This window comes from Enterococcus sp. 3C7_DIV0644 (assembly GCF_002141235.1).
GTDB lineage: Bacteria > Bacillota > Bacilli > Lactobacillales > Enterococcaceae > Enterococcus_D > Enterococcus_D entomosocium.
Map to the genome: position 1 here is coordinate 2,963,372 of NZ_NGLK01000001.1, position 20,494 is coordinate 2,983,865.

Consider the following 20,494-nt stretch of genomic DNA (forward strand, 5'->3'; position numbering starts at 1 on the left):
GGGTTCCTTTCTACGTGTCTTTTTGCTTGTTAAGAGCGTAAGAGCAGTTGGTCATCTTTTAATTCAGCACCACTATTTTGATGGAACATTTCCATCAATTCAGGGACTGTTAAATGTTGCTTTTGCTCACCGGCAATATCCACGACGATCTTGCCTTGATGAAGCATGATCAGGCGATTGCCATAGCGAATGGCATCTTCCATATCATGAGTAACCATGAAGGCCGTCAACTGCTGTGAACGAATCAATTGATCGGTCAATGCCATGACAGTCAACGAGGTTTTTGGATCTAGGGCAGCGGTATGTTCATCTAATAAAATCAATTTAGGTTGTTGCAATGTTGCCATCAAGAGGGTAATCGCTTGACGCTGTCCGCCTGATAACAAACCGATCTCGGCAGAAAGACGATTTTCTAAGCCTAAGTTTAGACTGGCTAATTTTTCTTGGAAAAACGCGCGATTTTTTGCTTTGACGCCTGTCGCAAACCCTCGGACTTGGCCCCGTTTGTAAGCAAGTGCTAAGTTTTCTTCAACAGTCAAACGAACCGCTGTCCCCATACGTGGATCTTGAAAGACTCGGCTAATATCCTTTGAGCGTTTCGTAACGGATAAACGGGTGATGTCTTTCCCATCTAAGGTGATTTTTCCTTGTTCTGTTGGGATCGTTCCTGCAATACTGTTTAAAAGGGTCGATTTTCCGGCACCATTGCCACCGATGATCGTGATAAAATCTCCGGCATTCATCGTCAGGTCAATGCCTCGCAAGACATGGTTCTCATTGATCGTCCCTTTTTCAAAGGTTTGGTGTAGATTTTCGATTGTTAAGACTGAAGTCATTAGGATTGGCCTCCTTTGGTTTTTGGCAGCATCTTTTTAAGTCCTAGTTTTGAACGAAGCTGCGGTAACGAGAGGCAGATGACTAAGACGATTGCGGATGCCAGTTTGATATCATTGGCTTCGACATTGAACTCGAAAACGACGGCCAGGATAAAGCGATAAACGATCGCTCCAATCACGATGGTGATCAACCGCAAAAGCAAAGATTTATTGGCAAATAAAACTTCTGCAATAATGATCGATGCTAAGCCAATCACGATCGTACCGATTCCGGAGTTTAGGTCAGCAAAACCGTTGTTTTGGGCTAAAAGAGCACCTGAAAGGGCGATACAGCCATTAGAGATCATGTAACCGATGATCTTCATATTATCGGTGTTGATGCCGTTGGCTTCACTCATAGCTAAATTATCACCTGTTGCGCGCAATGCTAAGCCGATCTCTGTACGGAAAAAGAGGAACAAGCACAAAATGACGATAGCTGCGAAGAGAAAGCCCGCAAGAATCACGGCATTGTTTTTGGTCAGACCCATTGCTTGAAATTGGGTGAAGACCGTGTCTTGTCCTAACAAGGCAATGTTGGGAGCACCCATCACACGATTTGTGATGGAATAAAGCCCAGTCATCGTGATGATCCCGGCCAACAAGGCTGGGATCTTTAGTTTTGTATGCAGTAGTCCGGATACCAAGCCGGCTAACATGCCACCGCCAAAGCCCATCAAACTGGCTAGTATGGGGGAAACGCCATTCGTAATACTGATTGCAGCGATCCCTGCACCTAATGGAAAACTTCCTTCTGCAGTTAAATCAGCGATATCCAGAATACGGAAGGTCAAAAATACCCCGATTGCCAGCAATGCCCAAAGGATCCCTTGAGAGGTGGCAGATTGTAGTAATAGTAAGAACGTGTCGACTAAATTCATATGATTTCCTCAAATCTAAAATAGTATGGTTATTCTGGGGCAGTGATGCTGGCAGGATCAATCCCTAAAGCTGCAGCCATTTCTTCATTGACGACTAACTCTAAATTCTCCGCTGTTTCAACGGGTGTGGTAGCTGGTTCTGCATCGCCATCCAAAATTTTTGCTGCTAGTTTTCCTGTTTGAATGCCTAGTGATTTATAGTCAATACCATAAGTTGCTAGAGCTCCATCATCGACTTGTTCCACGGAACCTGCGACGATCGGTGTTTTGGTTTCTTTCGCCACTTCACCGACGATTGCAGCAGCAGAGGCAAAGGTATTATCTGTTGGAATATAAATGCCATCGACATCTTTTGCCAGGCTAGTGGTCACTTGCTGCACATCATTGGTGGTATTGGCGGTCAATACTTTAACGTCGACTCCAGCAGCTTTTAAGGCTTCTTCTGCCAAGTCTGCTTGAATTTTCGAGTTAGCTTCACCTGCATTATACATAATGCCGATCGTCTTGGCGTCAGGGACGATGCTTAACAGCAAATTGATCTGCTGCTCAATGGGTACCATGTCTGACGTACCGGTGATGTTGCGACCGGGTTCTTCATTTGAGTCGGCTAATTTTGCCCCAACTAAGTCAGTAACTGCGGTAACCACGATTGGGGTATCAGTGGTTTCATTTGCTAACGAAACAGCAGCAGGGGTAGCGATGCCCAATAAAAGATCAGGGTTGGCATTCACTAGGCGTTCGCTCATACTTTTTAAGTTGTCTTGACTGTTTTGCGCATTTTGGTATTCGATCGTCAGGTTTTCACCTTCTGTGTAGCCCGCTTCTGCTAAGCCTTCTTTAAATCCTTCGTAGGCGGCATTCAAGGAGCCATGTTCCACGAGTTGCAAGACACCGACTGTTTTTGATCCGTCGTTTCCCTCAGAAGCATTGTTTGATTCCCCACAAGCTGCCAGTGCCAGTAGTGAAGCCGTTAATAATCCAGTTGTGATCCATTTTTTCATTTTCATTGTAACTCCTCCTATAAACGTTTCTTTTTTAATTGGGGTTTACCTGAACAAAAAAATCCATTCAGACAATCGTCTAAATGGATTCGATCCTATACCAAGCGTAAACGTATATTGGCAACCATTTAGAAGATTTTCTACATGGCTGCAAGTTCAAGTTAAAATGCTTTAGCCATCATAGATACAAACAAAACTCGTTTTGCGGTTTGCATCCATAATGTGTTATGAATACAAACTATCTAAAGTAGCTAAAGTAAAAGATATTCAGTTGTGGGGACACGGTCGTTTTTAACATAAAAAAGTTCCTCCATACTTGAATTGTTTTTAGTATAGACAAAAAAAAGCGGACTGTCAAATGTTTTTCCTGAATTATCTGAAAATTTTTGAATAACAATCAGAAAAAGTCTGAAAAAGATGCTTTGTTTCAACAAATTAAAAAGAAAGAAAAAAACTTTGTTTCATCAAGCTTTCTTGCTTGAAAATAAACAAAGTTTTTCTTAACATCACTCGTTTTCTTCTTTATAATAACGAATGGTATTTTTGATTTCACGAATACTGTAAAGCAGATCATCCTCAAAGGATTGATCTTGATCAATATCGATGGTCTCATTGAACATTGCTTCGTATTCAGCGATCGTTAGTTTTTGACGGGCATCAAGTAACGTTTGGTGAGCAGCTTGTGCTAACTGTTTTTCATAACCGGGTACCAATACGCCGCTGAAAAATTCAGCAACCGCTCCTGAGCCGTAACTAAACAGTCCTATCCGATCATTGGCTTGTAAGCTGGAGGAATTTTCCAATAAAGAGATCAAGCCTAGGTACAATGAACCCGTATACAAGTTGCCGGTACGACGACTGTAAACGATCGATTCTTCATAGCGAGCCATCAGGCGTTCTTGTTGCGTTTCTTCTTCTTCGGCAAAAACAGCCAATAAGGCTTTTTTTCCCATTTTTGTATAAGGAATATGGAAACTCAATGCAGCGTAATCTTTTGCTGTGCGTTGCGTTTTTTCGCAATGGGCTTGCCAAACTTGTTTAAAGGAATCGATATAGACGGCATTTGACAAGTGGCCATCTACCATTGGATATTGATGACCAACGGGACGCCAAAAATCATAAATGTCTTGCGTCAACATCAAATTATCGTTATCCAACTGCAAAATCGCTGGATCTGCAGAGATCAGCATAGCAACTGCACCTACGCCTTGAGTGGGCTCTCCACCGGAAGCTAAGCCATACCGGGCGATGTCTGAAGCCACCACCAAAACTTTGCTTTTTGGATTGGCTTGTACGTGGGCTTTAGCAAACTGTAAGCCTGCTGTTGCGCCATAACACGCTTCTTTGATTTCAAAGGAGCGGGCAAATGGTTGAATACCCAATAGGCGATGCAAAACCACTGCCGAAGCCTTTGATTCATCGATGCCGGATTCTGTGCCGACGATCACCATATCAATTGCTTGTAAATCTTCTTTTGTGAGGATATCTTTTGCCGCATGCATGGCAAAGGTGACGATATCTTGCGTTTTTTTATTGACCGCCATTTGATCTTGACCGATCCCGATCGTAAATTTATTTGGGTCGACCTCTCGGGCGTGAGCTAGATCAACCATATCTATAAAATAGGGGGGGACATAAAAATTTATTTTATCAATACCAACGTTCATTCCGTCGCTCCTTTATGTTCTACGTACTTAGTAGGCTACACGTTCTAAGGTATCATATTTTTTGAAAAAAATGAAAAAGAATTGATTAGAATTTAAACTTTATTAAAGAAAGTAGAAAAGGGCACAGCAAGCTGATGTGGGGTATTCTTTTTTGGAGGATTTAATGATATATTTCAAGAGGAGGTGACGTACGTGGAAGAAGTTGTCATTATCGACGCACTAAGAACGCCAATTGGCAAATACCATGGGTCATTAAAAGAATATTCAGCAGTAGAATTAGGAACAATTGCTGCGAAAGCCTTGTTGGCAAGAAACCAACAAGCAAAAGAACATATCGCACAAGTGATTATCGGAAATGTCCTGCAAGCAGGCAGTGGGCAAAATCCAAGTCGCCAAGTTTCCCTGCAAAGTGGGCTTTCTTCAGATATTCCAGCCTCAACGATCAACGAAGTTTGCGGTTCGGGAATGAAAGCGATTCTAATGGGCATGGAGCAAATTCAGTTAAACAAGGCATCAGTCGTCTTGACAGGTGGGATCGAAAGTATGACGAATGCGCCGCTATTCAGTTATTATAACAAGGCGGATGATCAGTATTCAAATCCAGTATCGACAATGATGCATGATGGCTTAACAGACGCTTTTAGCAGCAAACCGATGGGCTTAACGGCTGAAACTGTTGCAGAAAGATATGGCATCACTCGACAAGAACAAGATGAATTTGCCTACCACTCCCAAATGAAGGCTGCCAAAGCACAAGCGGAAAAGAAATTTGAGCAAGAGATCGTACCCGTGACCGAAAAGTCTGCTACCGTTTCCCAGGATGAAGGCATTCGCGCCGCTACGACAGTCGAAAAATTAGCTGAACTAAAAACGGTTTTCAAAAAGGACGGTACGGTGACTGCTGGGAATGCCTCAACCATCAATGATGGGGCGGCCATGGTCTTGATCGCCTCAAAAAGCTATTGTGAGGAGCATCAGATTCCTTATCTGGCAGTGATCAAAGAGATCGTTGAAGTTGGCTTTGCCCCAGAGATCATGGGAATCTCACCAATCAAAGCAATCGATACTTTGCTGAAAAAGCAAGCACTGTCGATTGAAGATATCGGTATTTTTGAAATCAATGAAGCCTTTGCAGCTTCCTCGATCGTAGTAGAACGTGAACTTGGTTTGGATCCCAAGAAAGTCAACCGTTACGGTGGAGGCATTTCCCTTGGCCATGCGATTGGAGCAACCGGTGCTCGGATCGCAACGACCGTCGCTTATCAGCTAAAAGACACACAAGAACGTTATGGGATCGCCTCTTTATGTGTCGGTGGCGGGTTAGGGCTAGCGATGCTGTTAGAAAACCCTTCGGCGGCAGCAAGTCAAGCCGATTTTCATGAAGAGTCGGCATCAGAAAAAACAGAAAAAAAAAAGTTTTACGCCCTTACGCCTAACGAACGACTAGCCTTTCTTGAAGCACAAGGGGCGATCACAGCAGCCGAATCCTTGGTTTTTCAAGAAATGGCATTAGACAAGGAAACCGCCAATCACTTGATCGAAAACCAGATCAGTGAAGTGGAGATTCCCTTAGGTGTGGGGTTGAATCTGCAAGTGAATGGCAAGAGATACAATGTCCCGTTAGCCACAGAAGAACCTTCTGTGATTGCAGCGATGAGCAATGGAGCAAAAATGGCTGGGCCCATTACAACGACCAGTCAAGAACGTTTGCTTCGAGGCCAGATCGTCTTTATGACTGTTCAGGACCCGGATGCCATTTTGGCAAAAGTCAACACAGAGCAAGCGGCGATTTTTGCAGTGGCGAACGCGGCGTATCCCTCGATCGTAAAACGCGGCGGGGGCTTACGACGAGTGATTAGTCGGAACTTCTCGCCAACAGAATCTGAATTAGCAACAGCCTATGTCTCAATCGATTTGTTGGTTGATGTCAAAGATGCCATGGGCGCCAACATCATCAATTCGATTTTAGAAGGAGTGGCCGACCTCTTTCGGAAGTGGTTCCCAGAAGAAGAAATTCTCTTTAGTATTTTAAGTAATCTTGCCACGGAATCGTTAGTAACAGCCACTTGCTCCGTGCCTTTTGACAAACTGAGCAAGATCGGAAAGGGTAGACAAGTTGCCGAAAAAATCGTTCATGCAGCTGATTTTGCCAAGATTGATCCATATCGTGCCGCCACCCATAACAAAGGGATCATGAATGGCGTTGAAGCGCTGATTTTGGCTACCGGAAATGACACTCGTGCCGTTTCGGCAGCTTGTCATGGCTATGCTGCCCGTAATGGTCGCATGCAAGGGCTGACTTCTTGGAAAATAGTAGAAGGCCGTTTGATTGGTAGTATCACACTTCCGTTGGCGATCGCCACAGTCGGGGGTGCCACAAAAGTATTGCCAAAAGCCCAAGCGGCGTTGGCTTTGACCGGTGTTGAAACGGCGAGTGAGTTAGCTTCGCTGGCGGCAAGTGTCGGGTTGGCTCAGAATCTGGCAGCTTTGCGGGCATTGGTTTCAGAAGGAATTCAGCAAGGCCATATGAGCATGCAAGCCCGTTCATTAGCTATTTCAGTTGGGGCAAAAGGAACTGAGATCGATCAGCTGGCAGCTAAGCTGCGAGCGGCGAGTCAAATGAACCAAGAGCAAGCCCGTAAATTTTTAACAGAAATACGCAACTAAAAAAGGTTCTCTAGGGAAATTCCTAGAGAACCTTTTGTTTATCGTTTAGAAATCGCCGTGTGGGCATACGCCTCGATCAATGGAATGACTTCTAGTTTTACTTTGTATTTGCGTTCTAGAGCGGTTTCGATGGTAAAAGTATCACTTTCTGTTTCAGAAATTGTTGCTAGAACACGATCTTCTTTCGGGGAAGCTTCGATCACGGTCGTTTCTCCTGAAGATTGTTTTGCAGAAAATTTAGGGAATGCTGCGATTTTTTCGGCAAATGCTGAAAAAGTCATGGATTCGTCAGAATCATCAGCCGTTGATTTTTCCACTTCTTTAGTTTTAGTTGATGCAGGTATAGTTGGTGCCGTTTCTTCCTTCACTTCTGCTGGTTCTTTCGCAGGAGCGGAGGTAGGTGCCGCACTTTCTTGCGGATTGGTCGGTAACCAGTAAGCAGCGATCTCATCGACTAAGTTATCGCTGAAACGATCAAGTAAGCCAGCTTCTAAGCGTTGAATTCGTTTCACGACGATTTTGAAGTTCTCATCTAAAGGAACAGCGATTTTTTGTTCTTTGGGTGTTTCCTTCAACAATTCAATCAATAATTCCTCTTGATTTTTAGGATTGATATAAACAGTTGTCGGAAGGTCGAACTTATCTGCTGTTTTGCGCTCGATCGCTGTAAACAACTGTTGTCGAGCTGTTTCATAAGACGGGCGGAATTGTTGTTTCAATTTTGCTAATTGTTTCTTTTTCATAATCTTCTCCTCTCGATCACTATCGATTATAAGGAAAATTTGCAGAAAAGAACAGTCATTCTCATGAAAAAATACAAAAAAAATTATATATTTCCTGAAAAAACGCCAGCGCTGCTAAAGAAGCGGCGTTGGCGTTTCTACTAGATCATTGATTTGATGGTACTTAGGCATTAGGATCAAAAGCTCCTTGTCTCCAGTGGCGACTAAGTAGTTTTCCCAAAGAAAAAAGCGTACTTCCCCAGTGAGTTTCTCAGCCAGCATCTGCTGATAGTCGCTAGACGACCATTGACGCGCCGGAAAATGTTGGACTTTGCCTGGCCATACAAGAAAAACAAAATCAGCATGTAAGGCTTTTTGAACAGCAGGGGAGAGGTGAATCAAATCAGTTGTCTTCATAGGCTTCTCCTTATAGAGAGTAAAATTAAAACCCTGTCGTATCTGGATTGGTCGCTTTCCCAACGACGCCATCTAATTGATCGATCGTATTCATGTCTTCTTCAGATAGCTCAAAATCAAAGACATGGATGTTTTCTTCGATCCGACTTGGTGTGACTGATTTTGGTAATGGCAAGAAACCATGTTGTAAAGACCAGCGTAATGCAACTTGAGCGATTGATTTTTGATGCTTTTCAGCTAATGCTTTCATTTCTGGTACATCAAATATCTTCCCGGTACCTAATGGGCTGTATGCTTCAAGCAATACATCGTGTTCTTGGCAATAAGTCACCACTTCTTCTTGTAACTCGCCAGGTGCAAGGAAAATCTGATTGACCATTGGGAAGATGGTCGCTGTTTTTTTCAATTCTTCAAAATGATGAGGCAAGAAGTTGCTGACCCCGATCGCTTTGATTTTGCCTGCTTGATACAATTCTTCAAAAGCGCGCCATGTTTCTGCATTCGCTGTTTGCCAGTTGTCACGAAAGGCTACTGGGTTTGGCCAATGGATTAAGAAAAGATCGATATAGTCTGTTTGTAGTTTCTCTAAGGACTCTTCAAAAGAAGACATCACAAGATCATAGGAATGGTTCGCATTCCACAATTTTGTAGTCAAAAAGAGTTCTTCGCGGGGAATGCCGCTTTCTTTGATCGCTTGACCAACACTGGCTTCATTTTTATAGCCTTGGGCTGTATCAATATGGCGGTAACCTACTTCCAGTGCTTTTTTGACTGATGCTACGGCAACGTCGCCGTCTGGTGTTTGCCATGTGCCAAAACCTAACTCAGGGATGGTTACATTGTTTGATAACGTATAGCTGTTCATGTTCATTCCTCCGTTTTCTGTGATACCTTTAGTTTAGCAGACGAGGACGGATTTTCCAATGAATGCATCTTTCAAAAAGGAAGTGACCAATAAGAAAAATGACGTTTGGCTCTTGTCAGTTCGCCTATTTTTTTTGTACACTAGACAAATGGATAAGGAGCGTAACTAATGGATATTTATTTGAAACATGCGATATTACACATTATTGACCGTCAAACTGGTGATCCGGTTTTTTCTCAAGTTGAACTCGATTTGACCACGGAATACATCCGCGATTATTTGACGAAAAAAATACAGAAACTTGCAACACCGCAAACCAAAACAGGGCGTTTACTCGAAACATCAATGATCGCTCAACTGGTCAAACAAGCACCCGAAGACTTTGTCGCAGCCAGTGAAGCGATCGTCCAACGGTGGTATGAAGCGTACAAGGAAAGTGAAGATGCACCAAGTGCGGATGCCTTTGTGGTCTTGTATGAATTTGATACAAGAATGCAGTTGGCATTTTTGAAGGTCAACTATCAAGACGGCTATACGCACTTTATTGATAATGGGGAAGCTGGGATCGAAAACAATTTGATTTTGCATCGTGCCTTACTAGCAGGTAAAACTCAAAAGGCCGATGAAGGGATCACAATTGATGTGGAGAGCTTAGACTTTGAACTGATTGAAAAGAAATATAGCTTTTCAGGTGAAAAATATGCCTACTTTTCAACGAAAGTCATTGATGCCGAACCGATTCCCTCGTTAGAAGAAAACGTCAAAGTCATCAAAAAAGTAGCGGAAAAAATTGGTCAGAAATTTGAAACACCTACCTATAACGTTGTTGCCGATTTAAAAGAAGCGGTTTACGACACGATCGAAGAGTCAGGACACATTGATGTCAGTGAAGTGGCGCAAAAAGTCTTTAAAGACAATATTACCGCTCAGCTTTCTTTTCAAGAAGAAGTGGCTGAAAAAGGATTTGTCAATCAGGCACCAATGATGCGGGATGTCCGTGAGATCTCAGAGAAAAAATTCGGGAAACAAAAACTAAAATTATCTAACGGGATCGAATTGATCGTTCCTTTGGATGTTTACCGAGATCCAAATTTGATCGAATTTATCAATAATCCAGACGGAACGATTTCCGTAACGATCAAAAATGTAGAAGAAGTAATTAATCGGATGTAGGACAAAGGTCTTATGTGTGGATGATGCGGAGCTAACAACATAGAACGAGCACAAAAAAGCAGAGATTCCTCTTTAAGTAATGAGGAGTCTCTGCTTTTTTTCTGGATATCTTTGATCAATATCAGCAATTATTGATCGGTCAGTTTCTCAAGGGCGGCTTTGGGAACGTCTTCTTCAGAAACTTCTTCCCAGCTCAGAACACCTTTATTAGGATTGACCAATAATTTCAAATAGGCACCTTCTCTTAAAGGCGCGGAACGGTGCTCATTCATTTTGACCGTTTTGACTTCTCCAGAGGAACTGTAAGCGTCTTGTGTGTAACGGTAGACATCTTCGGCAACTCCGTTATCACTAATTTCCGTGTCGTGCTCGCCGGCATCCCTGATGACTGTATAGTAGTCACTTCCACCATAGTAATAATGATAAGTAGCAAAACAGCCACCAAGGAAAATTGCTGCAAAAACCAGCGTTGCAATGATTTTTTTCACATTTCTCACCTCATCTTCTATTATTCATAAAAATTGTCCTACGTCCAATAGATCGAAAAAAGCAAAGAAATTCTTAGGGATTAGCAGACGAGACATCTCACTTGACTTTGACTAATTTTGACCTATAATAAGAGTAGATTTAAACTTACAAAAAATAAGTTGATACTTATGAATTTGGAAGCGTAAATCGCAAAATATGATTCGAGTCAAAGAACGACTCAACTTTCTCTAGGAGGGAAACAATATGGCAAAACAACATTATGATCGTAGCAAACCCCATGTTAATATCGGAACGATAGGACACGTCGACCATGGGAAAACAACCTTGACTGCTGCTATTACCACAGTTCTTGGGAAAAAAGGACTTGCCAATCCGCAAGATTACGCAAGTATCGACGCGGCTCCTGAGGAACGCGAACGTGGTATCACCATCAATACTGCCCATGTAGAATACGAAACAGAAAAACGGCACTATGCCCATATCGATGCACCAGGACACGCGGATTACGTGAAAAATATGATTACAGGGGCTGCCCAAATGGACGGCGCAATCTTGGTCGTATCAGCGACAGATGGCCCAATGCCGCAAACCCGTGAACATATTTTGCTTTCTCGTCAAGTGGGTGTGAAACATTTGATCGTCTTTTTAAATAAAACTGACCTTGTCGATGATGATGAGTTGATCGATTTAGTTGAAATGGAAGTCAGAGAATTGCTGACTGAATATGATTTTCCAGGTGATGACATTCCTGTGATCAAAGGCTCTGCCTTAAAAGCCTTGGAAGGTGACCCAGAGGCTGAAGCAGCGATCTTAACGCTGATGGATACGGTAGATGAATATATCCCAACACCTGAACGAGACACTGATAAACCATTATTATTACCAATCGAAGATGTCTTTTCAATTACTGGACGGGGAACCGTTGCTTCTGGTCGGATCGATCGCGGAACAGTAAAAGTCGGTGATGAAGTAGAAATCGTCGGAATCAAACCTGAAACACAAAAAGCAGTCGTGACAGGAGTAGAAATGTTCCGTAAGACGATGGACTTTGGGGAAGCTGGTGATAACGTAGGAGTATTATTACGGGGAATCACCCGGGATGAAATTGAACGGGGCCAAGTGTTAGCAAAACCAGGTTCCATCACACCACATACGAAATTCCAAGCAGAAGTCTATGTGTTGACAAAGGAAGAAGGCGGTCGCCATACCCCATTCTTTAATAACTATCGCCCACAATTTTACTTCCGTACAACGGACGTAACTGGGAATATCGTTTTACCAGAAGGAACGGAAATGGTTATGCCTGGTGACAACGTAACGATCGATGTGGAATTGATCCATCCAATCGCTGTGGAAAATGGAACGACTTTCTCCATTCGTGAAGGTGGACGAACAGTTGGTTCTGGTATCGTGACCACGATCGAAAAATAAAAATCAGTGAAACAGTGCTTCCATTATCTGAAGGAGCACTGTTTCCTTTTTCATGTCAGACCAGCAACAATCCCTCCATCAGCTTAGGATTGCTTGTTTTTTTCTAAATAATCTTGTGATTTTATTAAGGATTTTTTAGGAGAGAAAAAATTCTAGTCAGCCTGTTCATTTCATAGTACGATAGATTCTGACTTAGAAAAGATGGGATGTATTTGATGAGAAAAATTCGACGTTTCCTAGGATTTGTACTGAAGTTTGCGCTCTTGCTGCTGCTGATTGGAGCAGGGGTTTGGGGCTATCGAAACTACACGGCATTGAAAGCTGTCTATGCGTATGAAGCGGAAATCGCACAGCAGACACAAGCCCACGACATCTCTGAATATCAGTCTTTAGCAATGAGTATCATGCTGACGGAGTCAAAAGGACAAGGCAATGATCCGATGCAAAGTTCTGAAAGTGTATATGGAAAACAAAACCAATTTGATACGCCAGAACAAAGCATCGAACAAGGGGTTTCTTATTTAGCCGAGTTGATCGAAAAAGCAGAGCAAATGAACTGTGATCTTTGGACCGCAGTCCAGGCTTATAATTTTGGTACAGATTATATTGATTATGTCGCTGAACGGGGTGGCGTGAACACCTTAGAATTAGCAGAAACATATTCCAGAGAGGTTTTATCCCCGTTATTAGGCAATGATACAGAACAGACCTATCGTTATTGGGGCATCCAATCGGTCTTTTATAATGGCGGTCATTTGTATCACAATGGCGGCAATATGTTCTATGCGGATCTAATAAAATTGAACCGATGGAAAATCGATGTTACGGCAGGGTTCTTTTCCTGATTGTCACAAAATAACTGAAGTAAAAAAGCTTGAAATACAAATAGAATATGGTAAAATCATTATGAGTGATTCCGTCTAATTATTCTTCGCACTGATACCTATTAGTGCGTTTTTTTACCTAATAAACGATGAATACTTACCAAATGGAGGTGAGTGGATGGCACGAATTCCTCAAACGATCATTGACGATATTCGCGAACGCAGCAATATTGTTGATATCGTGGGACAGTATGTCCAGTTAAAGAAATCTGGAAAGAATTATTTTGGTTTGTGTCCCTTCCATAATGAGAAATCACCTTCTTTTTCCGTTGCAGAAGACAAACAAATTTTTCATTGTTTTGGTTGCGGTCGTGGGGGCAATGTTTACGGTTTTTTGCAAGAGCTTGAAGGCATCAGTTTTCCTGAAGCAGTCGTCAAAGTAGCAGAAATGAACGATATTCCTCTTGATCCGCAATACCAGCAATCAGAAGGCATCAATGAAGCGACCTCACAAACGAGTCAATTGATTGCGCTGCATGAAAAAGCCGCCGAGGTCTATCATCACATGTTGGTGAATACGGCTGCTGGCCAAGAAGCGCTTGATTATTTATTGGATCGCGGATTGACGATGGCATTGATCGAAGAATTCAATATTGGTTTTGCGCCGAATGAACGCTCGTTTTTGGAGAAAGTCTTTTTGAATGAACAAGCCAAAGCTGAATTTTTTCCTGATACAGGGCTCTTTGTTCAACGAAACGATGGCTCATTGGCAGACCGCTTTTACCAACGAATCATGTTTCCGATCCGTAATCCTCAAGGAAAAACAATTGGTTTTTCTGGTCGTTGGCTAGCAAGCGAAAAAGTTGGTGATCAAGACCAGCCGAAATATTTAAATAGTCCAGAAACGATCCTTTTCAACAAGCGCGAGGTTCTGTTCAACTTTGACAAAGCACGCCGTGCGATGCGCAAAGATGGCCAAGTGTATTTATTTGAAGGATTTATGGACGTGATTGCCGCTTGGCAGGCAGGAATCGAAAATGGGATCGCCTCAATGGGGACCAGTTTGACCAATCAGCAGATCGCCCATATCGAGCGAGTGGCACAAGAAGTGATTCTTTGTTACGATGGAGATAGTGCAGGGGTTGAAGCGACAAACCGCGGGATCGAGCTTCTGCAAAACAATAGCCGTTTGAAATTATCTGTGGTGCGAGTGCCGGAACGGATGGACCCAGATGAGTATTTGCGCAAATATGGGACAGAAGCTTTTTATAAACTAGCTGTCCACGGCAAAGAAACCGTTTTTGCCTTCAAGATGGATTATCATCGGATGAATCGCAATTTAGCCAATGAGAAGGAGCAACTGGACTATGTCCAAGTTGTTTTAAATGAATTGCAGCGTGTGGATTCTTTGTTGGAGCAAGACCGCTATTTGACTCAGTTGTCTACAGAGTTCAATTTGAGTCGTGAGACCTTGCAGCAGCATCTTAAGCAAAACCGGCAAGAGCAACGGACGATGCAAGATGTAGCGCCACCGCCGCCAACAGACACCCCTGTGGTCTTTACGCCGCCTACACGGCAGCAGCCCAAAACACAGGTGGAAAAAGCGCAAGAATTATTATTGTACCGTTTGTTTCATGACAGTACGTTAAACCATCGCTTTCGAGCGAGTGGTATATCCTTTATCCATGATCGTTATCAACAACTGTATCTGCTGTTTGATGCGTATATGGAAACAGAAGAACACTTTGTTTTAGCAAAGTTCTTAGATTTTTTAAAAGAAGATTCAATGAAAAAAATGGTGATCTATATTGCAGATCTTAAAGCTTCTGAGGAAGGGACTGAACAAGAATTTCAGGACATTCTGCAGGTCTTTCAAAAGTCGGGCATTGCTGAAGAAATCAATCAAAAACGAATCCAGCAGCAAGAAGCAAGACAAATAGGAAACCAGCAATTAGAACTTGAACTTGCAATCGAAATCATTGATTTGACCAAACGGTTGAAACAAGCTAAATAGCGAACTGAAAGGGGCTTTCTTTCATGGCAGAAGAAACAAAAAAAACGTATGACAAAGCAGTTGCCGAATACATCCGAGAAAACAAAACAAAGGGGCAAGTTGTTTACGATGACATTACCAATCGTTTAGCAACGCCTTATACTTTGGATGCTGATGCAATGGACAAACTAATTCAAAAACTGGAGGATTCCGGCATCAGTGTCGTGGATGAAAATGGAGAGCCTTCAGTCCATAGTTTAAAGAGTAATGAAAAACGACAAGAAACCCAACCTCAAGAAGATTTGTCTGCACCGACTGGTGTGAAAATCAATGACCCTGTGCGGATGTACTTGAAAGAGATCGGTCGGGTACCGCTTTTGACCGCAGAAGAAGAAGTGGCTCTCGCTCTGAAAATCGAAGAAGGCGACCAAGAAGCGAAACAGCGTTTGGCAGAAGCCAACTTACGTTTGGTAGTCAGCATCGCCAAACGTTATGTGGGTCGGGGAATGCAATTTCTTGATTTGATCCAAGAAGGAAACATGGGCTTGATGAAAGCCGTTGAGAAATTTGATTATCGCAAAGGGTTTAAATTCTCGACCTATGCGACCTGGTGGATCCGTCAAGCGATCACTCGTGCCATCGCTGACCAAGCTCGAACCATTCGGATCCCAGTGCATATGGTGGAAACCATCAACAAATTGATTCGTATCCAACGGCAATTATTGCAAGACTTAGGACGCGAACCGACACCAGAAGAAATCGGCGCAGAAATGGATTTGCCAACGGAAAAAGTTCGTGAAATCTTGAAGATCGCTCAAGAGCCCGTTTCATTAGAAACACCAATCGGTGAAGAAGATGATTCTCATCTAGGTGATTTTATTGAGGACCAAGATGCTACAAGTCCGGCAGAGCATGCGGCTTATGAGCTTTTGAAAGAGCAATTAGAAGATGTATTGGATACGTTAACTGACCGTGAAGAAAATGTGCTACGCTTGCGTTTCGGAATCGATGATGGCCGTACTCGGACCTTAGAAGAAGTCGGCAAAGTCTTTGGGGTAACCAGAGAACGGATTCGTCAGATTGAAGCAAAAGCGTTACGGAAACTACGCCACCCATCTCGTTCAAAACAATTGAAAGATTTCTTAGAATAATTAAGGTTTATTGACTTTCCAAAGGTCCCCTTTGGAAAGTCTTTTTTGTTCAGGTTTTGTCATCTCTCCATAGGATAAGTAAAGAACTTAATAAAAACGTAACCAAGCAAGTGTTGGCTAATTGCCTAGAATGTGATAAATTTAATTTTGTGCATCTGCACAATTGAGTAATAAAAAAGAAATGCGAAAAAAGACCCATTATTTGTCGGTCTTTGAAATAGGAAGCAGTGGGCGCGTCAAGCGTTTGATCTGGTAGGGTACTGCTTCATAGAAGGAAATGCAAAAAACAAAAGGAGTCAGTTTGAATCAATGAAGAAGACATGTCCTGAATGTGGATTTCAAGCAATAGAAGAAACACCCGTTTGTCCCAATTGCGGGTTTCAATGGAACCAAGCAAAGGAGAATGAACAGGAACCATCATCTGACTCTTCCGTTACGCCAGAAGAGCTACAAAACAAAAACGATGATATTCGCTGGTCTGACTTTAAAAATGTTCCGATTGGAAAAATGGAGGAGCACTTAGGCGATCGGCCATCCTCGAATGAAGAAACGATCGACCTTGCACAGCAAGAGGCTTTTTCTGATGAGCAAAAAACAACACTTGAATCAGAGTCTAAACAAGAACCAAAAACAGTGGAAAACTCTGAGTCTACAGAAGAACACACAATTTCAGCCAGTGAAGAAGTTAATGAGACCGATGCACTGAGTACGGATGAACAGCATGACTCTGAGATTTTGGCCGCTTATATCCGACAGCACAAACTTGATGAAGAAGCAAAGGCAGCAGCTGCTCTAGAAGCAGAAGAAACCGCCATTGATCTTTCCTCTGCTGAAGAGGAAAGTCAGATGCAAGCCAGCGAGGAACCTCTGCCGTCAAGCGAGGAGGAAGTGGTGACGGAGCCAGTTATTGAAGAAGCTGAGAAGCAGCCAGAACCAGTCATCGATCCAATTCCTGAACCAATCACCGCAGCGGATGAAACGCCACAAAAGGCGACTGCTGAAGAAGAAACGTCTTCTTCCAGTGAAAGCAAGAAGAGCCCTCGCAAAGCACTCTATATTACAGCGGCTTGTTTGTTAGTGGCAGCGGGTGGTGGTTGGGCTTATTACTATCAACAGCAGCAACAAGAAACTGCCCGACAAACGCAACTGGCGCAAGAGAACCGTACGTTAGATCAGATCGAAAATGAGTTGAATGATTTTTATACAAATGATGAGCGAGTGTTCATTAAAAGCGAAAAAACAGCAGAACAGTTGACGGCTGTGACGAATCAGTTGGCAGATTTTCAAGACCACGAACGATACGATGTCTTGTCACAAGAAGCAGAGACAATTGCTGACAAATTAGCAGCTTTGACAGAGATCAATAGCTATTTCAGCAGTCCTGCAGTTGTGGAGGATCAGTTGGAAGAAGTCTCGTTGAAAGAAGCGACTGCTGTCACAATGGCGAAGCGTGAGAACGGGGATGCCTTTGATGAGTTGATCAATCAAGCCATCGACATGGGACAAAAAGAGTTCAGCGCGATCGAGGAAGTTCAAAATGCAGTGAAGAGCATGGTGGCTTTAAGTGGTGACGGTGAAGCACCGGCGAGTGTCACTCGTGAGAACTACAATGCCTTGATGAAAAAAATCCAAGCTTTGCCAATCGATTCACTGGTTGAAAGTCTTACGACGGAACTACGTAAAGTCGATACTGCCTTGACGAAGCGTGAAACAGCTACCCAACAAGCAGTGGCGCAACAACAAGCTGCCCAAGAAGCAGCACAAGCGGCGGCTTCCGAGAACAACGCTTCCGCTTCGAGCAGCGGATCTACAAGCGCTGCGACGCCCGCGCAAAGTACTTCTGAAGAAGAGTATGTGCTTTCGCCGAATACACCAACAAATACCAACAATCAGCCAATTATTCCAGCCCGCCAAAGTGATTTGAATGATGTAAACAATAGCGCCTGGGTGTGGGCAGATGGTGTCCAAGAAAAAATCATCGCCACAGCGATTGCTCGCGGTTATGTGGTAGAAGGCGGCTATACTTTTGAACGTGTACGAATCGTCAATGGTGAGGGCTATTACAATTTTTATGCGACAAATGCCCAAGGCAGCTTGCTTAAAGGAACGGATGATTCAGCGTTCCCGCTATACTTATTTACGGTAAACGCCAAAACTGGCTATTTCAGAGGCAATGGGAACGATCACACCGTTCGCTAAGTCTCCTGAGTCACTAGAAAATTTTCAGAGTTATTACATGCACATGTGAAAAATACTTGTTTCCCCTCCTTGTTTTCGATATGATGAGAGATAATCGTTCAAACAAGGAGGGGTTTTTGTGCAGAAAATTGAGAGATATGATCGGTTTGAAGACGGGGTCATTGCTTGTGTACCAACGATTCTTGGGTACCTGGGCATTGGTTTTGCAATGGGGGTTGTGGGAAAAGGCGTTGGGTTGTCTATTCTAGAAATTATTTTAATGTCTATTATTGTCTATGCTGGCAGTGCTCAATTTATCATTTGCGCCTTACTAGCGATTCAAGCACCTTTCATGACAATCGTCGCAACAGTTTTTTTAGTGAATTTACGACACTTTTTAATGAGTTTGTCAGTAGCTTCCTATTTTAAAAAGACACCGTTGCTTTCTGCCATTGGTATCGGGACACTTTTGACTGATGAATCCTATGGCGTTTTGACGACGGCACTGCAACAAGACAAACCAGTCACAGCGAAATGGACCCACGGGTTGAACGTAATGGCTTATTTGAGTTGGATTTTTGCGACGTTTTTGGGTGGTTTATTGGGTTCATTTATTCCAGATCCAGAAGCGTTAGGCTTAGATTTTGCCTTAGTAGCTATGTTTGTTGGTCTTTTTTTATTTCAAGTAGAGCGACCGCTTAAGAAGAAAACCCAGCAAACGCTCTTGATACTAGGGACAGTTGTGGTGACCTTGATTTTATTTATGCGTTTTTCGACCGCAGAGATTGCGGTAATTGCGGCGACACTGGCAGGATGTTTGGTTGGGACGGTGACACACCATGACTAATTTTGTTATACTGATGCTAGTATGTGGATTGGTTACTTGGCTTCCGCGGATCGTTCCTTTTTTATTTTCTAAGAAGCTCGTCTTCCCGGAACCTTTCACCGTTTTTTTGAGTTATTTACCGTTGTGTATTTTGGCGGCATTGTTGGTGCAAAATTTACTGACCTTTCGTGAAGGTCAATTCCCCATTTTGAAAGTTAAAGAAACCATTGCCTGTATCCCGGCATTATTGGTGGGGTATTATACCAAAGATTTGATGAAAATCGTTATCACAGGCGTTATTGCTATGGCGCTGTTGCGTTTCTTTTTATAGGAACGAGCAGTTTTAAAGAAAAAGGAGAGAATAGATGAAAGACTTATTAGCATCCGTATTCAGCGGATTGATCATTGATGAAAACGAACAGAATTATTTTGTTCAAAAAGGCGGGGTTACCTTCCGACTAGCCAAGGAAGAAGGCGAACATCATTTAGGTGAAGCCGTCGAAGGGTTTGGCTATCAAAATCAAAAGCAAGAAAATGTGCTCACTACGAATATTCCGAAAAGCCGCAAAGGGCATTATGCCTTTGGTACAGTCACAGGAAGCCGTCGCGACTTAGGCGTTTTCGTCGATATCGGTTTGAAAGACAAAGATATGGTGGTTTCATTAGATGAATTGCCAACAATGCGGGAACTTTGGCCCAAAAAAGGCGACCGTTTGATGGTCAGCTTGCGGGTCGATGACAAAGAGCGTATTTGGGCTTCATTAGCAGATGAGAAAATTTTTAAGGCATTGAGCAAAAATGGTACGGAGCAAATGAAGAATCAAGATGTTACAGGTAGCGTGTACCGTTTGAAGTTAGCGGGTACTTACTTGCTGACGGATGATTTTTATATTGGCTTCGTCCATCCATCAGAACGGTATCAAGAGCCGCGCCTTGGGGAAGTGGTCAAAGGGCGAGTGATTGGGATTCGTCCAGATGGTGTCTTGAACCTTTCATTGAAACCAAGAGCCCACGAGGCGATCTCAAATGATGCCGCCATGGTTCTAACCTTTTTAGAACGAGCGCCTGAGAACAAAATTCCTTTCACGGACAAATCAGCCCCAGAAGAGATTTTGCAAACATTTGGTATTAGTAAAGGCCAATTTAAACGGGCATTAGGAACCTTGATGAAACAGCGTTTGATTGAGCAAAAAGACGGCTTTACGATTCTTATCAAAAAACCTAATTGAGAATACTTGTTTCTTTTATCGTTCTAATTTATAATGATTACAATGTTTGTCTTGAGTGATTTTCACTCAGATTAGAATCGTTATAAATTAACGGCATACGGAGGC

Annotated in this window: 18 protein-coding genes; 10 read left to right on the plus strand and 8 right to left on the minus strand. The window is 42.9% G+C overall.

Going from position 1 to position 20,494, the window contains the following annotated elements; translation table 11 throughout:
• Positions 1-29 precede the first annotated feature (29 nt).
• From A5877_RS13955 to A5877_RS13970, 4 genes are all read right to left on the minus strand, one after another.
• Positions 30-836, minus strand: coding sequence for an ABC transporter ATP-binding protein (locus tag A5877_RS13955; protein ID WP_005237149.1), 807 nt, complete (start codon positions 834-836; stop codon positions 30-32).
• A complete protein-coding gene (locus A5877_RS13960; protein ID WP_005237148.1) occupies positions 836-1,756 on the minus strand; it encodes an ABC transporter permease in 921 nt (306 codons plus the stop codon). Before A5877_RS13960 ends, A5877_RS13955 begins: the two co-directional genes overlap by 1 nt.
• Before the next feature lie 29 nt (positions 1,757-1,785).
• Positions 1,786-2,763, minus strand: a complete 978-nt coding sequence (locus tag A5877_RS13965; RefSeq protein WP_005237146.1) for an ABC transporter substrate-binding protein — start codon at positions 2,761-2,763, stop codon at positions 1,786-1,788.
• A gap of 500 nt (positions 2,764-3,263) precedes the next feature.
• Positions 3,264-4,424, minus strand: coding sequence for a hydroxymethylglutaryl-CoA synthase (locus A5877_RS13970; RefSeq protein WP_016613067.1), 1,161 nt, complete (start codon positions 4,422-4,424; stop codon positions 3,264-3,266).
• Positions 4,425-4,616: 192 nt separating this feature from the next.
• Between A5877_RS13970 and A5877_RS13975 the strand changes: the two genes are divergently transcribed.
• Positions 4,617-7,091, plus strand: coding sequence for a hydroxymethylglutaryl-CoA reductase, degradative (locus A5877_RS13975; protein WP_016621005.1), 2,475 nt, complete (start codon positions 4,617-4,619; stop codon positions 7,089-7,091).
• Positions 7,092-7,129: 38 nt separating this feature from the next.
• Here the strand turns inward: A5877_RS13975 and A5877_RS13980 are convergent, their stop codons facing one another.
• The 3 genes from A5877_RS13980 to A5877_RS13990 form a co-directional block, all read right to left on the minus strand.
• Complete coding sequence (locus A5877_RS13980; RefSeq protein WP_005237132.1) at positions 7,130-7,834, minus strand: hypothetical protein; 705 nt, start codon at positions 7,832-7,834, stop codon at positions 7,130-7,132.
• Between the two features lie 114 nt (positions 7,835-7,948).
• Complete coding sequence (locus tag A5877_RS13985; protein WP_005237130.1) at positions 7,949-8,230, minus strand: hypothetical protein; 282 nt, start codon at positions 8,228-8,230, stop codon at positions 7,949-7,951.
• 25 nt (positions 8,231-8,255) lie between these two features.
• Complete coding sequence (locus tag A5877_RS13990) at positions 8,256-9,095, minus strand: aldo/keto reductase (protein WP_042890321.1); 840 nt, start codon at positions 9,093-9,095, stop codon at positions 8,256-8,258.
• A 168-nt stretch (positions 9,096-9,263) separates the two neighbouring features.
• Between A5877_RS13990 and A5877_RS13995 the strand changes: the two genes are divergently transcribed.
• Positions 9,264-10,268 carry a nucleoid-associated protein gene (locus tag A5877_RS13995; protein ID WP_005237126.1) on the plus strand — a complete coding sequence of 335 codons (1,005 nt, stop codon included), beginning with the start codon at positions 9,264-9,266 and terminating at the stop codon, positions 10,266-10,268.
• Between the two features lie 128 nt (positions 10,269-10,396).
• Here the strand turns inward: A5877_RS13995 and A5877_RS14000 are convergent, their stop codons facing one another.
• A complete protein-coding gene (locus A5877_RS14000; protein ID WP_008381011.1) occupies positions 10,397-10,756 on the minus strand; it encodes a YxeA family protein in 360 nt (119 codons plus the stop codon).
• Between the two features lie 244 nt (positions 10,757-11,000).
• Between A5877_RS14000 and tuf the strand changes: the two genes are divergently transcribed.
• The 8 genes from tuf to A5877_RS14040 all read left to right on the plus strand — a co-directional run bounded on the left by tuf (position 11,001) and on the right by A5877_RS14040 (position 20,389).
• The gene (tuf, locus tag A5877_RS14005; RefSeq protein ID WP_005237121.1) at positions 11,001-12,188 is read left to right on the plus strand and encodes an elongation factor Tu; all 1,188 of its coding nucleotides are present in this window, start codon (positions 11,001-11,003) and stop codon (positions 12,186-12,188) included.
• 215 nt (positions 12,189-12,403) lie between these two features.
• On the plus strand, positions 12,404-13,033 hold the full coding sequence (locus A5877_RS14010) for a lysozyme family protein (RefSeq protein WP_016621009.1): 630 nt from the start codon (positions 12,404-12,406) through the stop codon (positions 13,031-13,033).
• 157 nt (positions 13,034-13,190) lie between these two features.
• The gene (dnaG, locus tag A5877_RS14015; RefSeq protein ID WP_086316983.1) at positions 13,191-15,026 is read left to right on the plus strand and encodes a DNA primase; all 1,836 of its coding nucleotides are present in this window, start codon (positions 13,191-13,193) and stop codon (positions 15,024-15,026) included.
• 23 nt (positions 15,027-15,049) lie between these two features.
• Positions 15,050-16,156, plus strand: a complete 1,107-nt coding sequence (gene rpoD, locus A5877_RS14020; RefSeq protein ID WP_005229298.1) for an RNA polymerase sigma factor RpoD — start codon at positions 15,050-15,052, stop codon at positions 16,154-16,156.
• A gap of 309 nt (positions 16,157-16,465) precedes the next feature.
• On the plus strand, positions 16,466-18,355 hold the full coding sequence (locus A5877_RS14025; protein ID WP_086316984.1) for a cell division site-positioning protein MapZ family protein: 1,890 nt from the start codon (positions 16,466-16,468) through the stop codon (positions 18,353-18,355).
• Positions 18,356-18,473: 118 nt separating this feature from the next.
• Positions 18,474-19,181 carry an AzlC family ABC transporter permease gene (locus tag A5877_RS14030; RefSeq protein WP_005237112.1) on the plus strand — a complete coding sequence of 236 codons (708 nt, stop codon included), beginning with the start codon at positions 18,474-18,476 and terminating at the stop codon, positions 19,179-19,181.
• A complete protein-coding gene (locus A5877_RS14035; protein ID WP_086316985.1) occupies positions 19,174-19,491 on the plus strand; it encodes an AzlD domain-containing protein in 318 nt (105 codons plus the stop codon). The genes A5877_RS14030 and A5877_RS14035 overlap by 8 nt, the downstream gene beginning before the upstream one ends.
• Positions 19,492-19,525: 34 nt before the next feature.
• Positions 19,526-20,389, plus strand: a complete 864-nt coding sequence (locus tag A5877_RS14040) for a S1 RNA-binding domain-containing protein (RefSeq protein WP_008381026.1) — start codon at positions 19,526-19,528, stop codon at positions 20,387-20,389.
• Positions 20,390-20,494 lie beyond the last annotated feature (105 nt).

Excerpts from the sequence above, each read along its gene's own strand:
- tuf (WP_005237121.1), top strand. The coding sequence starts at position 11,001 with ATGGCAAAACAACATTATGATCGTAGCAAACCCCATGTTAATATCGGA.
- A5877_RS13995 (WP_005237126.1), top strand. The coding sequence starts at position 9,264 with ATGGATATTTATTTGAAACATGCGATATTACACATTATTGACCGTCAA.
- A5877_RS13960 (WP_005237148.1), bottom strand. The coding sequence starts at position 1,756 with ATGAATTTAGTCGACACGTTCTTACTATTACTACAATCTGCCACCTCT.
- rpoD (WP_005229298.1), top strand. The coding sequence starts at position 15,050 with ATGGCAGAAGAAACAAAAAAAACGTATGACAAAGCAGTTGCCGAATAC.
- A5877_RS14040 (WP_008381026.1), top strand. The coding sequence starts at position 19,526 with ATGAAAGACTTATTAGCATCCGTATTCAGCGGATTGATCATTGATGAA.
- dnaG (WP_086316983.1), top strand. The coding sequence starts at position 13,191 with ATGGCACGAATTCCTCAAACGATCATTGACGATATTCGCGAACGCAGC.
- A5877_RS14035 (WP_086316985.1), top strand. The coding sequence starts at position 19,174 with ATGACTAATTTTGTTATACTGATGCTAGTATGTGGATTGGTTACTTGG.
- A5877_RS14025 (WP_086316984.1), top strand. The coding sequence starts at position 16,466 with ATGAAGAAGACATGTCCTGAATGTGGATTTCAAGCAATAGAAGAAACA.
- A5877_RS13980 (WP_005237132.1), bottom strand. The coding sequence starts at position 7,834 with ATGAAAAAGAAACAATTAGCAAAATTGAAACAACAATTCCGCCCGTCT.
- A5877_RS14010 (WP_016621009.1), top strand. The coding sequence starts at position 12,404 with ATGAGAAAAATTCGACGTTTCCTAGGATTTGTACTGAAGTTTGCGCTC.
- A5877_RS13970 (WP_016613067.1), bottom strand. The coding sequence starts at position 4,424 with ATGAACGTTGGTATTGATAAAATAAATTTTTATGTCCCCCCCTATTTT.
- A5877_RS13990 (WP_042890321.1), bottom strand. The coding sequence starts at position 9,095 with ATGAACAGCTATACGTTATCAAACAATGTAACCATCCCTGAGTTAGGT.
- A5877_RS13955 (WP_005237149.1), bottom strand. The coding sequence starts at position 836 with ATGACTTCAGTCTTAACAATCGAAAATCTACACCAAACCTTTGAAAAA.
- A5877_RS13985 (WP_005237130.1), bottom strand. The coding sequence starts at position 8,230 with ATGAAGACAACTGATTTGATTCACCTCTCCCCTGCTGTTCAAAAAGCC.
- A5877_RS13965 (WP_005237146.1), bottom strand. The coding sequence starts at position 2,763 with ATGAAAATGAAAAAATGGATCACAACTGGATTATTAACGGCTTCACTA.